Origin of the sequence: Chryseobacterium gambrini (assembly GCF_027920505.1) — a bacterium.
GTDB classification, from domain to species: Bacteria; Bacteroidota; Bacteroidia; order Flavobacteriales; family Weeksellaceae; genus Chryseobacterium; species Chryseobacterium gambrini.
Map to the genome: position 1 here is coordinate 488,554 of NZ_CP115857.1, position 14,859 is coordinate 503,412.

The window sequence follows — 14,859 nt, forward strand, 5'->3', positions numbered from 1 at the left end:
ATCATGAAGAAGCTGCAAGATATTCTTATCTCGACCAGGACAATGGCTGTATTGTTACTGGTGTACGCATTTGCGATGGCTTATGCAACGTTCTTGGAAAACGACTACGGTACTCCTACAGCAAAAGCATTAATCTACGAAGCAAAATGGTTCGAACTCATTATGCTCCTGCTCATTCTCAACTTCATCGGAAACATCGGAAGATACAGACTTTGGAAGAGAGAAAAATGGCCGGTTCTGGTGTTTCACCTTGCTTTTATACTCATCTTCATTGGTGGTGCAATCACAAGATACATCAGTTTCGAAGGGACTATGCACATCAGAGAGGGAGAAACATCCAATGAAATCGTAACGGATAAAAACTTCCTCAAAGTACAGATTGAAGAAAAAGGAGATGTTCTTAACTATAAAGACATTCCTTACTTAATGTCTCCTTTGCACAAGGATCTGGAAGCAACCTACGATTTCCACGGAAAGCAGGTGAAAGTAGTTGCTAAAGAATATGTTCAGCGAAAAAAAGACAGTCTTCTGGCTGATCCGAATGGGGCAGAATATCTTCATTTGGTTTCCACAGGACAAACCGGAAGACAGAATATTTTCATCAAGCCGGGCGAAACAAAATCAATCAACGGAACTTTGGTAACGTTCAACAGAGCTATTGAAGGAGCGGTTGAATTTAAAAACGAAGGCGGAAAACTGTTCATCAAAACTCCTGTGAATGCAAGTTATATGACGATGGCAACTCAGGCAACCGGAACAACGGTGAAAGATGAATTCCAGCCTTTGGCTTTAAGAAGTTTATATTCCATCAACGAATTAAAATTAGTAGTTCCGGAAGGTCTTAAAAAAGGAAAACTGATGGCGATTGAAGGCGACAGAAAAAAAGATCAGAATGTTCCGGATATGTTGAAGGTAGAACTTCAGGGGCCTAAAACAAAGCAACTGGTAGATCTTTCGGTTGAAAAAGGAAATCCGAATGCTTACAAACAGGTAACAATGGACGGACTGAACATTATGATCGGTTTTGGTCCTAAAATTTACAATACGCCTTTCTCGCTTAAACTGGATGATTTCATCATGGAAACTTATCCGGGAAGTTCTTCTCCGAGTGCGTACGAAAGCCACATTAAAATTATTGATGAAGGAAAACAGACTCCTTTTAAAATCTATATGAACCACGTTCTGAACCATAAAGGATACCGTTTCTTCCAGTCGAGCTTCGATCCGGACAGAATGGGAACGGTTCTTTCCGTAAACCACGATTATTGGGGAACTTTAATTTCCTACATCGGGTATACATTCTTATTCGGGGGAATGTTCTTTATGTTCTTCTGGAAAGGAACCCACTTCTGGAAATTAAACAAAATGCTGAAAGACGTTAACAAAAAGAAAGCAGCAGCAGTAATTTTATTATTGTTGAGTTTCGGCTTAAATGCCCAGAAAATTGATACACATGGCACAACCGACGGAAGCAGGGAACACATCCATGTGGAAGGTGATAATCACAGTCATGCTCAGAGTTCAGAAACATTAAAACCGCAGGGAGCGCAGCCGTTTACAAAAATGAAAGTGGTTTCTGCCGATGAAATTATTGCCAGAAATAAAATCAGCGCAGAACATGCCGATAAATTCGGATATCTTTTGGTGCAGAATTTTGAAGGGAGAATCGTTCCGATTAATACCGAAGCTTTGGATGTTTTAAGAAAGCTTTATAAAAAAGACGAGTTTAAAGGAACAGACGGAAAATCTTTAACAGCAAACCAATGGTTTTTGTCGGTGAATATCGATACGCCAAGCTGGACGATGGTTCCGATGATTAAAGTAGGAACAAAAGGCGGAGACGAACTGAAAATTAAAACCAAAGCAGACGAAGACGGATATACTTCTTTAATGAACCTTTTTCCTGCGGATGCCAACGGAAATTTAAGATATATCCTTGAAAGCGATTACAACACTGCGTTCCGTAAAAAACCGGCTGAACAGACCAATTATGATAAAGAAGTGATTGCGGTAAACGAAAGAGTTCAGATCTTCAACGAATTTTTCAGCGGTCAGTTTATGAGAATTGTTCCTGTAAAGAACGACGCTAATCATACATGGCATTCATGGCTAGATCAGAAAATGGAACCGGATATGGAATCTCAGCAGGTTATGGGGCCTTATTTTGCAGAAGTTTTGCAGGCTCAGCAATCAGGAAACTGGGCAAAAGCAGATGCGCAACTGGCGAAGCTTTCAGACTATCAGCAAAAATGGGGGAAAGCTGTTGTTCCTGCGAAATCCAAAGTTGATCTTGAGGTGTTCATGAATAAAGTGAACATCAACTTCAAATTGTTAATCTTCTATACATTAATCGGAGGATTGCTATTAATCTTAGGTTTTGTTGAATTATTTAAGCCTAAAAAAGTTTTAAATAAAGCAATTAAAGTTATCATTGTTTTAGGAATTGTAGGATATCTTTTCCATTTCCTTGGTTTGGTGGCAAGATGGTATATTTCCGGTCACGCTCCGTGGAGTAATGGGTATGAAGCCATTATTTTCATTTCTTGGGTAGGAATTACAGCAGGTTTATTACTCTACAGAAATTCCAACGCATTAATTCCGGCAGCCGGATTTATGGTAGCTGTTATTATGATGGGATTTGCGCATGGAGGTTCTGCTCTTGATCCGCAGATTACGCCGTTGGTTCCTGTATTGAAATCGTATTGGCTGATTGTTCACGTTGCGATTATTACGTCAAGTTATGGGTTCTTTGCATTATCCATGATCATTGCAGTAATTAGTTTGGTATTTTATATCATTTCCAATAAAGAAACGTATAAATTGCATCACGATACAACGTTGAAAGAACTGGTAATCGTTTCTGAAATGTCTTTAACCATAGGTTTGTTTGCATTAACCGTAGGAAACTTCTTAGGAGGAATCTGGGCAAACGAATCCTGGGGAAGATACTGGAGCTGGGATCCGAAGGAAACATGGGCATTCATTTCCATTATGGTATATGCATTTGTTCTTCACATGAGACTGGTTCCGGGATTAAGAAGCAGATGGGCATTCCACGTAGCGACGATGTTTGCATTCTGCTCGATGGTTATGACGTATTTCGGAGTAAATTATTATCTGAGCGGACTTCACTCTTACGCTGCGGGAGATCCGGTTCCGGTTCCGGCTTGGGTTTACATCGGACTTGCAACAATGGCACTTTTATCAGCCGCATCTTATTACAAGTTCAGAATTTTAAATAAAAAATAAATTTAAGATAATGATTCTCCATAATTTGGCATAATTAAAAACCCTTTGAGTTCTTAGCTGAGTGAAACGCCTTTGCGAACTTAAAAACAGTTAGTATATAAAAAGAATCTTAGCGATCCTTTGCGTTTAAAAGCAGTATTACTAATAACGGATAATCAATAAAATATCATACATACAATCCCTGAAATTAATTTTTCAGGGATTTTTTGTGCTTAGAATTTAACCGACAGTGGAAGCTGAATCGTTAAGAAAATTAAGATTTAATCCGTTAAAAAATTCTCACTGTTGGAAGCACGACACAAATATTGAACTGAAGAACAAATATCTGACTCGTGCAGGTTTTGAGAATTTTAGGAATTAAATTTTAATTTTTAGCATTCAGATTCCGGGTCTTGAATTTTTGTTTCTTTTGATTCATGTCAAAAGAAATTTTAAAATAAATGATTTTTCATATGAAAAAAGTTATACCTTTATGATATCAAAATAATATCAAATTAAAAAATCAATATCATGGAAAAAATCTTAAAACCAATGTCGGGATACCTTACTTTGGTCATTTGTCTTGGATTGTTTGCCGTTTCCGTTTATTTATTTGCAATCGGTGTCGATAACAGTGTTACGCTTGTCGTTTTATCATTATTGTCATTTATTCTGTTTTGCTTTTTCATGAAAGGGTTAATGATTATTCAGCCGAATCATTCAAGAGTGCTGAACTTTTTCGGAAAATATGTGGGAACCGTAAAAGACAACGGTTTGTTTTTTATCAATCCTTTATATTCCTCACAGAAAATCAGTCTCCGTTCTGAAAATTTACAGGGACAGACTCTTAAAGTGAATGACAAGATGGGAAATCCTATAGAAATTGCAGTGGTGATTGTCTGGAAAGTGGGAGATACCTACAAAGCGGCTTTTGACGTTGAACGGTATTCAGATTTTGTGAAAATGCAGAGTGAAGCCGCGGTACGTCATCTGGCAATGAGTTTTCCTTACGATAATTTAGAAGACGATCATGCGCCGATTACTTTAAGAGAAGGCGGTGAAAAGATCAATGCAATCTTAGAGCAGGAGCTTACCGAAAGACTTTCAAAAGCCGGAATTACCATTCAGGAAGCAAGAATTTCACATCTGGCTTACGCGTCAGAAATCGCAGGAGCGATGTTACAGAGACAGCAGGCAACGGCAATTGTAGCGGCAAGAACAAAGATCGTGGAAGGAGCTGTAGGAATGGTAGATTTAGCCCTGAAAAAGCTTTCGGAAGAAAATATTGTAGAACTGGATGACGAAAGAAAAGCCGCAATGGTAAGCAATTTAATGGTGGTTCTTTGCGGTGAAAAAGCTGCACAACCAATTTTAAATGCCGGAACTCTATATAATTAAAGATTTGCAATGTATCTTGTCATTTCGACAAAGGAGAAATCTTTTTATGATTGTCCGTAATTTGTCATAATTAGAAAACCTTTGAGTTCTTCGCTGAGTGAAACGCCTTTGCGAACTTAAAAACAGTTGGTATATAAAAGAATCTTAGCGATCCTTTGCGTGAAAATTAAGCATTATGATCAATAACGGATAATCATAATCTCTTTAAAATAAAGTTAAAAAAACGATATTTTTCATCTCACTACGTTTCATTCAGAATGACAAACATAAAGCATTTGCTGAGTGAAGCGCCTTTTCGAACGAAAAATATTCACAATAATTAAAAGAAATTTTTGCGCCATTTGCGTTGAAAACAAAAAGAATTAACAAAAATGAAATCAGAAAAAGCTCAGAATCCTTCCGAAAATAAAGGCAAAAAATCTTTTGTTTTAAGGATTGATGAGTCTACATTTAAGCTTCTGGAAAAATGGGCAAATGACGAATTCCGGAGTGTAAACGGACAGATTGAGTATTTGCTGCATCAGAGCCTGATTAATTCAGGAAGGAAAAAGAAAGAATAGGTGAAAAATACGGTCATTTCGAATGACATTGAATCCAAAACAAAAGCTGAGAAATTTTCTCAGCTTTTTGTATGTATGTATCAATCAATTAATCAAATATTCCCGTAACATAATCGGAGATCACCGTCCAGAAATTTTTCCCCAGAAAATAGATCAGCGTAGAGGTAATAATTCCTTTTACGGTAAAAAATATAATTCCGCCGATCCCGAATTTTTTTACAAGGCTTTTCCATCTGGAGGATTTTTTTTCCTCTGTGGCAGGTTCTTTATTGATCTTATTATTTTCCATTTCTGAAATAAAAATGATTCCTATACAAAGATAACTATGTTTATAATTAGTCCAAATAAAAAACATGTTAAAAAATTAAAATTTTGCGTTTCGCATAATATTTCTATCTTTAGAGGAAACGAAAAGTAAAATTTTTATGTCTAAAAAAGTAAAGGATTTTGGAATCGAAAAAACACTCAAAAATCTAGGAATTAAGGATGAAAATAAAGGAACTTCAGTAGGCGGAAAATACTTTGCAGCGGGGAAAATCATAGAAAGTTACTCTCCCGTAGACGGTAATCTGATCGCTAAAGTGAAGACTTCCGGAGAATCTGATTATGACAAGGTAATTGAGACGGCTGAAAAAGCTTTTAAAGAGTTCAGACTGATTCCGGCTCCTAAAAGAGGGGAAATTGTAAGACAGTTAGGTCAGAAATTAAGACAGTACAAAGACGATTTGGGGAAACTGGTTTCCTATGAAATGGGAAAATCTCTGCAGGAAGGTCTTGGAGAAGTTCAGGAAATGATTGATATCTGCGATTTTGCAGTAGGGGTTTCAAGACAGCTTCACGGGTACACAATGCACTCGGAAAGACCGGGACACAGAATGTATGAGCAGTATCATCCGCTGGGAATCGTGGGAATCATTACCGCATTCAACTTTCCGGTAGCGGTTTGGGCTTGGAACACAGCTTTAGCATGGATCTGCGGTAACGTTACGATCTGGAAACCGTCAGAAAAAACACCGCTTTGCGCGATTGCCTGCCAAAACATCATGAACGAAGTGCTAAAGGAAAATAATCTTTCCGAAGGTATTTCCAGCGTATTGGTTGCAGATCATGAAATCGGACAGAAATTAGTGGATGACAAGAGAGTTGCTTTAGTTTCTTTCACCGGTTCTACAAGAGTCGGAAGAATGGTTTCAGCAAATGTTGCGCAGAGATTCGGGAAATCGATCCTTGAATTAGGTGGAAACAATGCTATCATCATTTCTAAAGATGCAGATATTGATATGTCAATTATCGGAGCTGTCTTCGGAGCTGTAGGAACGGCAGGACAGAGATGTACTTCAACAAGAAGACTGATTATCCACGAAAGTGTGTATGATGAAGTGAAAAACAGACTGGTAAAAGCGTACGGACAACTGAAAATCGGAAATCCTCTGGATGAAACGAATCATGTGGGACCGCTTATCGATACCGATGCGGTAAATATGTATCAGGAAGCCATTAAAAAAGGCAAAAAAGAAGGCGCAAAATTCATCGTGGAAGGTGAAGTTCTGAAAGGAAAAGGATATGAATCCGGTTGCTACGTAAAACCATGTATCGCTGAAGTAAAGAATTCTTATGAAATCGTTCAGCATGAAACTTTCGCACCCATCTTATATTTAATCAAATACAAAACTTTAGAAGAAGCAATTGCCATCCAGAATGATGTTCCTCAGGGATTGTCGTCTGCAATCATGACGCAGAACTTAAGAGAGGCAGAATTATTCCTTTCTCATGCAGGTTCAGACTGTGGAATTGCCAATGTAAACATCGGAACTTCAGGTGCGGAAATCGGCGGAGCTTTTGGTGGAGAAAAAGAAACCGGAGGAGGAAGAGAATCCGGATCAGATGTTTGGAAGTATTACATGAGAAGACAGACCAACACCATCAATTATACCACAAACTTACCTTTAGCACAGGGAATTAAGTTTGATCTTTAAAAAAACTAACATTCATGAGTTTAAAAATCTAAAGTCCCGGTTTTTAAGCCTCAAATTATTATTAAATTTTAATCACCCCTAAGATTTTTATTTAAAAATGGAACAAACAATTGAAATAAAAGCAAATAAAGTAAAAGAAACCGTTGGCAGACACGTTTTGGCAGATGGTTTCGACTTCGTGATGGATATTGAAAAATCCCACGGATCATGGTTATATGATAAACTTACAGACAGAGAATATTTAGATATGTTTTCCATGTTTGCTTCGGCATCCATCGGTTACAATCATCCCTATATCGTTGAGAAATCGGCATGGCTGGGAAAAATGGCGGTAAACAAACCTACTTTGGCAGATGTATATTCTGAGGAATATGCTCATTTCTTAGAAGTTTTCGAAAGAGTGGTAATTCCTGAAGAACTGCAGTATGCTTTCTTTATCGAAGGCGGAACTTTAGGGGTAGAAAATGCCCTGAAAGCGTGTTTCGACTGGAAAACGCGTAAAAATTTCGAAAAAGGTCTTGATGTGGAAGCGGGAATCTGCATCCATTTCAGACAGGCGTTCCACGGAAGAAGCGGGTATACTTTAAGCTTAACCAACACTTCCGATCCCAGAAAATATCAGTATTTCCCGATGTTCGACTGGCCAAGAATCCTAAATCCTAAACTTACTTTCCCAATCACGGAAGAGAATTTGGAAGAAACCATTAAAAACGAAAGACTGGCTTTATTAAATATCGAAGAAGCGATTTTAATGAGTCCTGATAAAGTGGCGTGTATCATCATCGAGCCGATTCAGGCTGAAGGAGGAGACAACCATTTCAGAGACGAATTTTTAATGGGATTGAGAAAGATTTGCGATCAGCATGACATTCTTTTAATTTTTGACGAAGTTCAGACCGGTATCGGAATTACAGGTAAAATGTGGGCATTTGAACATTTTACAGCAAAACCGGATATTATTTCTTTCGGTAAAAAAGCGCAGGTTTGCGGAGTTTTAGCCAATAAAGAAAAATTTGATGAAGTTCCGAACAATGTTTTCAGAGAAAGCTCAAGAATTAATTCCACTTTCGGAGGTAACTTTATCGATATGCTACGTTTCCAACTGGTAATGGAAGTTATTGAAAAGGAAAATCTTGTGGAAAATGCGAGAGTGGTAGGAGAATATTTGCTGAACGGATTAATCGGTCTTGCAGAAAAATATCCTGAAAAACTATCCAATGCAAGAGGAAGAGGACTGATGTGCGCCATCGATCTTCCGACTTCTGAGCAGAGAAATGCATTAAGAGACGAGCTTTGGAACGACGGAATGATTATCCTTTCATGTGGAGATCAGTCACTTCGCTTCAGACCGCATCTGAACGTTACGAAAGAAGAAATTCAGATCGCTTTAGATAAAATCGAAAATAATATTCATAAAATTTAAAAGCTGAAATTTGTGATTTTCAAAAAAACGTTATATATTTAGATACTCAAACGAGACAGAATATGGAAAGAAGTACAAGAGTATCAGTTTTTGAAAGTGACAAACCTGCAGAAATCCAATTGATAAAGTCTAAACTGGACGATGCGCAGATTAAAAATTCAGTAGAAAACAATTACCTTACTTTTACAACCACGCCCACGGCGACATCGCTGAAAGTAATGGTGAAACTTGAAGATGAGAAAAAAGCATTCGAAATTATCGATGCATATCTTCAGCAAAGTGAAAATTAACAAAAACAATTTCATAATTTTAAATTTTACTACTTCGAACCGAAAATTAATATCATTAGTTTTCGGTTTTTTATTTATCTGATAATCATACATTTGCATGAGATAATTAGCATAAATAACTGTCATATTTTAACAAAATAAGTATGGTTTAACGTTTAATCTTTGTTTTATTTTTATTATATTTAAGTTATAATTCAAAAAATACTAATATGATAGAGCAGATAATTGGTTATTCTGGAGCATTAATTTCATCCATTTCTTTTTTACCTCAGGTAATCAAATTGTGGAAAACAAAATCCGGAAAAGACCTTTCAATGGTCACTTTATCATTTCTTACTTTAAACGCTTTGCTTTGGGCTGTTTACGGAATGATGAAGGATGCAAAACCTCTTTGGATTACAAACGTTTTAATGTTAATTATGCTGATTGTGATGATATTTCTAAAAATAAAATACAGAAATAATAAAGCTGATTCTTAATAAACAAACTTAAAATCAATAGAATAAACGTGGCACAGGAAATTAAGCTGAGAAAAGCAGAAATTGAAGACAGAGATATAATCTGGAATATTCTGCAGCAGGCAATCGAAAGAAGAAGAAAAGACGGAAGTACGCAATGGCAGGAAGGTTACCCGAATTTGGGAACCGTGGAAAGCGATATTGCAAAAGGTTTCGGATATGTAATGACGGTAGATGGGGAAATTTCTGTTTATGTTGCTTTAATCCTGAATGATGAACCCGCATACAGCACCATTGAAGGAGCCTGGCTAAGTAACGGAGAATTCGTCGTGGTACACAGAGTTGCTGTTGATGAAAAATTTGTAGGACAGGGAATGGTAAAAATTCTTTTCGACCATATTGAAGAATTCACCAGATCTCATGGAATTCAGAGCATTAAGGTCGATACCAACTATGATAATATTCCGATGCTGAAAATTCTCGAGAACAAAGGCTACAGCTACTGCGGCGAAGTTGTTCTCGCGGGAGGCGTAAGAAAAGCTTTTGAGAAGATTATTTTTTAGTCCAAAAGTTAAATCCATTTTCATTGAAATTTTAAAAAGCCTGATATTTATAAACTCTATCAGGTTTGTTCGTTTAGTTCAGAACTAATTTCTATTTTTGTTTCAAATTTATATACAATGCATAAGAGTATAGAAATTGATGAAAAAATTTTTCAGAATGCCGTAAAGTTCTACGGTACCATTTTCAGCCTTCCGCCGTTAGCTTCAAAGATTTACGCGTACCTTTTATTCGATTATGATAAAGTGGGCATTACTTTTGATGAATTTGTGGAAGTGCTTTCCGCGAGCAAAAGTTCGGTATCTACAAGTATTTCTTTACTGCTGAATGCAGAGCTCATCGTAGATCACAACAAAATGGACGAGAGGAAACGGTATTTTTTCATCAATGACGGTTATAAGAAGATAAGATTTGAAAAAATAGTTCAAAAAATGCAAGACGAATTACAACTACTGGATGATTTAGACAATTTTAAAAAAAATCATGACGATTACAATGAAAAGATGGAAGCTTATAAAGCTCTTTTAAACAGGAACATTAAAAATATTCAGGAATCTCTTAATAAACTATAAAAATGAATAATAAGCTAGTTATACTTTCTGTTGCAGCTCTTTCTTTAGTGGCTTGCAAAAAAGAAGCTCCCAAACAGGACGGCCCGAAACCGTATCCTGTGGTAAAGGTGGAGGCAAAAAATATAGTAGGCTATCAGACTTTTCCGGCTACCATTCAGGGGAAGGTTAATAATGATGTCCGTGCTAAAATTCAGGGATATATCACACAGGTTTTGGTAGATGAAGGGCAATACGTAACCAAAGGACAGCCGCTTTTCCGTCTGGAAACCAATATTCTGAACGAAAATGCGGCGGCTTCAAAAGCAGGAATCAGTGCTGCAGAATCCAATATTGCGGCAGCTCAGGCTGCTGTTGCGGCGGCAAATGTTGAAGTGAACAAACTTAAACCGCTGGTTCAGAAAAATATCATCAGCAATGTGCAGTTACAGACCGCACAGGCAAATTTAGCACAGGCTCAGGCACAGCTAAAACAGGCACAGGCTGCAAAAAGTCAGGCAGTTGCCAATTATAAAGGAGTAGAAGCCAATATAGAATATTCTGTTATTCGTGCGCCTATTTCCGGAGTAATCGGAAAGCTTCCTTTAAAAGTGGGAAGTTTGGTAGGCCCTTCAGACCAGACTCCTTTAACCACCATTTCAGATACTTCTCAGATTTACGCCTATTTTTCAATGAACGAAAAAGAATATTTTGATTTCCTTGAAAAATCTCCGGGTGCATCCATGCCTGAAAAAATAAAAAACCTTCCGATGGTGGAATTACAGCTTGCGAACGGAAGCCTTTATCCTGAAAAAGGAAGAATTGAAGCCATTACAGGACAGATCGATCCAACAACGGGAACCATCCAGTTCAGAGTTGCGTTTACCAATGCGCAGAAACTTTTAAGCAACGGAAACAGCGGAACCATAAGATTCCCTCAACGTTACGACAATGTTCTGGTAGTCCCGGAAAGTGCAACTTACGAACAACAGGGAATTGTTTACGTATATAAAGTGGATAAAGACACTGCGAAAAATGTGGTGATTAATGTGATCGACAGAATCGACAATATGGCATTGATAAAATCCGGAGTTAACAAAGGGGAAACCGTAGTTGCAGCTGGAATCGGAGGTTTAAAACCGGGAACTGCCGTGATAAAGAAACCTGTGAAAATGGATAGTCTTGTTCAATCTATAAAACCGAAATTCTAATGATTAAAAATTTTATCAACAGACCGGTTTTATCTACCGTAATCTCAATTTTAATTGTGATTCTCGGTGTTTTAGGACTGATCTCGTTACCCGTAACGCAGTATCCTGATATTGCACCGCCGACGGTAAGTGTCTCGGCAAACTACACCGGAGCGAACGCAGAAACCGTAATGAAAAGTGTGGTTGTTCCTCTGGAAGAACAGATTAACGGGGTGGAAGGAATGGATTATATTACTTCGTCTGCCGGAAATGACGGTTCTGCACAGATTCAGGTATTTTTTAAGCAGGGAATTGATCCGGACATTGCAGCGGTAAACGTACAAAACCGTGTCGCAAGAGCAACTCCTTTACTTCCAAGTGAAGTAACACGTTCCGGAGTAGTTACGCAGAAACAGCAGACAAGTGCTTTGATGTATATGTCTTTCTATTCTGAAAATAAAGATCTGGATGATGTATATCTTCAGAACTTTTTGAACATCAATGTTATTCCGAATTTAAAAAGGATTAACGGAGTAGGAGATGCCAATGTTTTCGGAGGTAAAAATTACTCGATGAGAATCTGGCTGGATCCTGCTAAAATGGCAGCTTACGGATTAACGCCTACCGATGTTACCAATGCCATCAATGAGCAGAGTAGAGAAGCTGCGGCAGGTTCTATCGGACAAAACAGCGGAAGTTCTTTCGAATATATCATTAAATATGTAGGGAAGTTCAACGATAAGGAACAGTACGATAACATCATCATTAAATCTTTACCGGACGGACAGAATTTAATGTTAAAAGATGTTGCCAAAGTAGAACTGGCAGGACAGTCTTACACCGGAATCGGGGAAAACGGAAATAATCCTTCCATCAGTATGGGGATTTTCCAGACACCGGGTTCCAATGCGCAGGAAATTATTAAAAATATCAAGTCTTACCTGAAATCAGCAGAAGGAAGTTTTCCGCAGGGAATTAAATATACTTTCAACTTTGATACTAACGAATTCCTTGATGCTTCTATTGAAAAGGTAGTACATACCTTAATTGAAGCGTTTATTTTGGTTTTCATTGTAGTGTACATTTTCCTGCAGGATTTCAGATCCACTTTAATTCCGGCAATTGCAGTTCCGGTTTCTATTGTGGGAGCCTTTTTCTTCCTGAATTTATTCGGATATTCATTAAACCTGTTAACATTATTTGCTTTGGTTCTTGCGATCGGTATTGTTGTGGATGATGCGATTGTCGTCGTCGAAGCCGTTCATGCCAAAATGGAACACGGTATTTCGGATGCGAAAAAAGCAACCGTGGAAGCAATGGACGAAATTACAGGAGCTATTATTTCAATTACTTTGGTAATGGCATCTGTATTTATTCCGGTAACATTCATTACAGGTCCTACCGGAGTCTTTTATCAGCAGTTCGGGATCACTCTTATTGTAGCGATCATAATTTCTGCAATCAATGCATTAACGTTGAGTCCGGTTTTATGTTCATTATTCTTAAAACCTCACGATGCGCACCATAAAGAATATAAAAATTTAAATTTCATTCAGAAGTTTTTCTATAAATTCAATATTGCTTTTAAAACAACAACAGAACGTTACGGAAGAGGATTCATCTTCTTACTGAGACATAAGTGGGTTACGCTGATTATTTTTGCTGTAACAGGCGGAATTTTATACTGGGCGAGTTCTACCATGAAAAAAGGTTTCGTACCTACGGAAGACCGCGGAATTATCTTTACCGATGTTCAGCTTCCTCCGGGAGCATCTATGGAAAGAACCTACAATGCGTTGAAGACTCTTCAGGCAAACGCTTTAAAAGTTCCGGGAGTACAGAACGTTACAATTTCCACCGGTAGAGGATTCTTATCAGGAAACGGAAGCAACAACGGTTTGGCTTTCATTAAATTAAAACCATTTGAAGACCGTAAAAAAGACGGGCAGACTTCTGAAGATATTACGAAAAAATTATTCGGAATTTCAGGAAAAGTTCCGGATGCAAAAGTGGTTTTCTTCCAGCCGCCGAGTGTACCCGGTTTTGGTAGCAGTGCTTATTTCGAAATGGTACTTTTAGACAAATCAGGAGGAGAATATGCAGATTTAGATACAAAAACCAATGAATTTATCGGAAAACTGATCGAAAGACCGGAAATCGATTTTGCCCAGACTTCATTCAATACAAAATATCCTCAGTATGAAATGAAGATCAATGTTCCTTTGGCTAAACAGTTGGGAGTTTCTGTAAGCGATATTTTAGCAACGATGCAGGGATACATCGGAGGAGTTTATACAGCCGATTTTACAAAATACGGAAAACAGTTCAGGGTAATGGTTCAGGCACTTCCTGAAAACAGACAGAATATTGAAAACCTGAACGAACTGTATGTAAAAACAGGTTCCGGAGCCATGTCGCCGATCTCACAGTTTGTAACGCTTACCAAAGCTTACGGACCACAGTCGGTGAGCCGTTATAACCTCTTTACTTCAGTGAAAATTACAGGAGCAAACTCTGCGGGATTCAGTTCCGGAGATGCCATTTCAGCAGTGCAGCAGGTAGCGAAAGAAACCCTGAACCAGAATTATGATGTAGAATTTACAGGGCTTTCAAGAGAGGAGTTAAATTCCGGATCTCAGACAGTATTGATTTTTGGATTGAGTTTGATCTTCGTTTATTTCATCCTTTCTGCACAGTATGAAAGTTATATTCTTCCTTTAATTGTAGTGATTTCTCTTCCTCTTGGAGTGATGGGAGCTTATTTCGGGCAGAAAATCATGGGCTTGGAAAATAACATTTATTTCCAGATCGCCCTGATTATGTTGGTCGGTTTATTAGCAAAGAATGCGATTTTGATTGTGGAATTTGCCGTTCAGAGAAGACATCACGGTGAAACCATCGTTATGTCGGCAATTAATGCGGCTAAAGCGAGATTAAGACCGATTCTGATGACTTCATTTGCCTTCATCTTCGGTTTATTGCCATTGGTTTTGGCAAGCGGAATCGGGGCGGTAGGAAACAGATCCATCGCAACAGGAGCCGCAATCGGTTTGTTGATAGGAACTATTTTAGGACTTTTCGTGATCCCTGTTTTATATGTCATTTTTGAATATTTACAGGAGAAAGTAAAACCTATCAAACCAAAAGAAATCAATTTAGCAGAATAAAATTAAGTGAGTTCGGGGTTTTTGATGTAAAGTTTAAATAATAACTAAAAACTGAAAAGC

Annotated in this window: 12 protein-coding genes; 11 read left to right on the forward strand and 1 reads right to left on the reverse strand. The window is 37.8% G+C overall.

The genetic code is table 11. The features are described from left to right. The first annotated feature begins 3 nt into the window (after positions 1–3). The 3 genes from ccsA to PFY09_RS02115 all read left to right on the forward strand — a co-directional run bounded on the left by ccsA (position 4) and on the right by PFY09_RS02115 (position 5,186). On the forward strand, positions 4–3,249 hold the full coding sequence (gene ccsA / locus PFY09_RS02105) for a cytochrome c biogenesis protein (protein ID WP_271161254.1): 3,246 nt from the start codon (positions 4–6) through the stop codon (positions 3,247–3,249). A gap of 510 nt (positions 3,250–3,759) precedes the next feature. Continuing rightward, on the forward strand, positions 3,760–4,626 hold the full coding sequence (locus PFY09_RS02110) for an SPFH domain-containing protein (RefSeq protein ID WP_076390292.1): 867 nt from the start codon (positions 3,760–3,762) through the stop codon (positions 4,624–4,626). Between the two features lie 371 nt (positions 4,627–4,997). Further along, on the forward strand, positions 4,998–5,186 hold the full coding sequence (locus tag PFY09_RS02115) for an Arc family DNA binding domain-containing protein (protein ID WP_076390291.1): 189 nt from the start codon (positions 4,998–5,000) through the stop codon (positions 5,184–5,186). A gap of 88 nt (positions 5,187–5,274) precedes the next feature. On the opposite strand, the gene PFY09_RS02120 is transcribed toward PFY09_RS02115, so the two are convergent. Continuing rightward, positions 5,275–5,475: a hypothetical protein gene (locus PFY09_RS02120; protein WP_076390290.1), complete on the reverse strand. Its 201-nt coding sequence runs from the start codon at positions 5,473–5,475 to the stop codon at positions 5,275–5,277. 136 nt (positions 5,476–5,611) lie between these two features. Between PFY09_RS02120 and amaB the strand changes: the two genes are divergently transcribed. The 8 genes from amaB to PFY09_RS02160 all read left to right on the forward strand — a co-directional run bounded on the left by amaB (position 5,612) and on the right by PFY09_RS02160 (position 14,799). After that, positions 5,612–7,162 (forward strand): L-piperidine-6-carboxylate dehydrogenase, encoded by a 1,551-nt coding sequence (amaB, locus tag PFY09_RS02125; RefSeq protein WP_076390289.1) that lies wholly within the window; start codon positions 5,612–5,614, stop codon positions 7,160–7,162. Between the two features lie 97 nt (positions 7,163–7,259). Continuing rightward, complete coding sequence (gene lat, locus PFY09_RS02130) at positions 7,260–8,585, forward strand: L-lysine 6-transaminase (protein WP_271161255.1); 1,326 nt, start codon at positions 7,260–7,262, stop codon at positions 8,583–8,585. Positions 8,586–8,647: 62 nt separating this feature from the next. Continuing rightward, complete coding sequence (locus tag PFY09_RS02135; protein ID WP_076390287.1) at positions 8,648–8,875, forward strand: DUF2007 domain-containing protein; 228 nt, start codon at positions 8,648–8,650, stop codon at positions 8,873–8,875. Between the two features lie 209 nt (positions 8,876–9,084). After that, positions 9,085–9,354, forward strand: coding sequence for a SemiSWEET family sugar transporter (locus PFY09_RS02140; RefSeq protein ID WP_076390286.1), 270 nt, complete (start codon positions 9,085–9,087; stop codon positions 9,352–9,354). 29 nt (positions 9,355–9,383) lie between these two features. Then, complete coding sequence (locus PFY09_RS02145) at positions 9,384–9,896, forward strand: GNAT family N-acetyltransferase (RefSeq protein ID WP_271161256.1); 513 nt, start codon at positions 9,384–9,386, stop codon at positions 9,894–9,896. Between the two features lie 117 nt (positions 9,897–10,013). Then, positions 10,014–10,466 carry a transcriptional regulator gene (locus PFY09_RS02150; protein ID WP_087710068.1) on the forward strand — a complete coding sequence of 151 codons (453 nt, stop codon included), beginning with the start codon at positions 10,014–10,016 and terminating at the stop codon, positions 10,464–10,466. Positions 10,467–10,468: 2 nt separating this feature from the next. Further along, complete coding sequence (locus tag PFY09_RS02155; protein ID WP_271161257.1) at positions 10,469–11,653, forward strand: efflux RND transporter periplasmic adaptor subunit; 1,185 nt, start codon at positions 10,469–10,471, stop codon at positions 11,651–11,653. Beyond that, a complete protein-coding gene (locus PFY09_RS02160) occupies positions 11,653–14,799 on the forward strand; it encodes an efflux RND transporter permease subunit (RefSeq protein WP_271161258.1) in 3,147 nt (1,048 codons plus the stop codon). Before PFY09_RS02155 ends, PFY09_RS02160 begins: the two co-directional genes overlap by 1 nt. Positions 14,800–14,859: the final 60 nt, after the last annotated feature.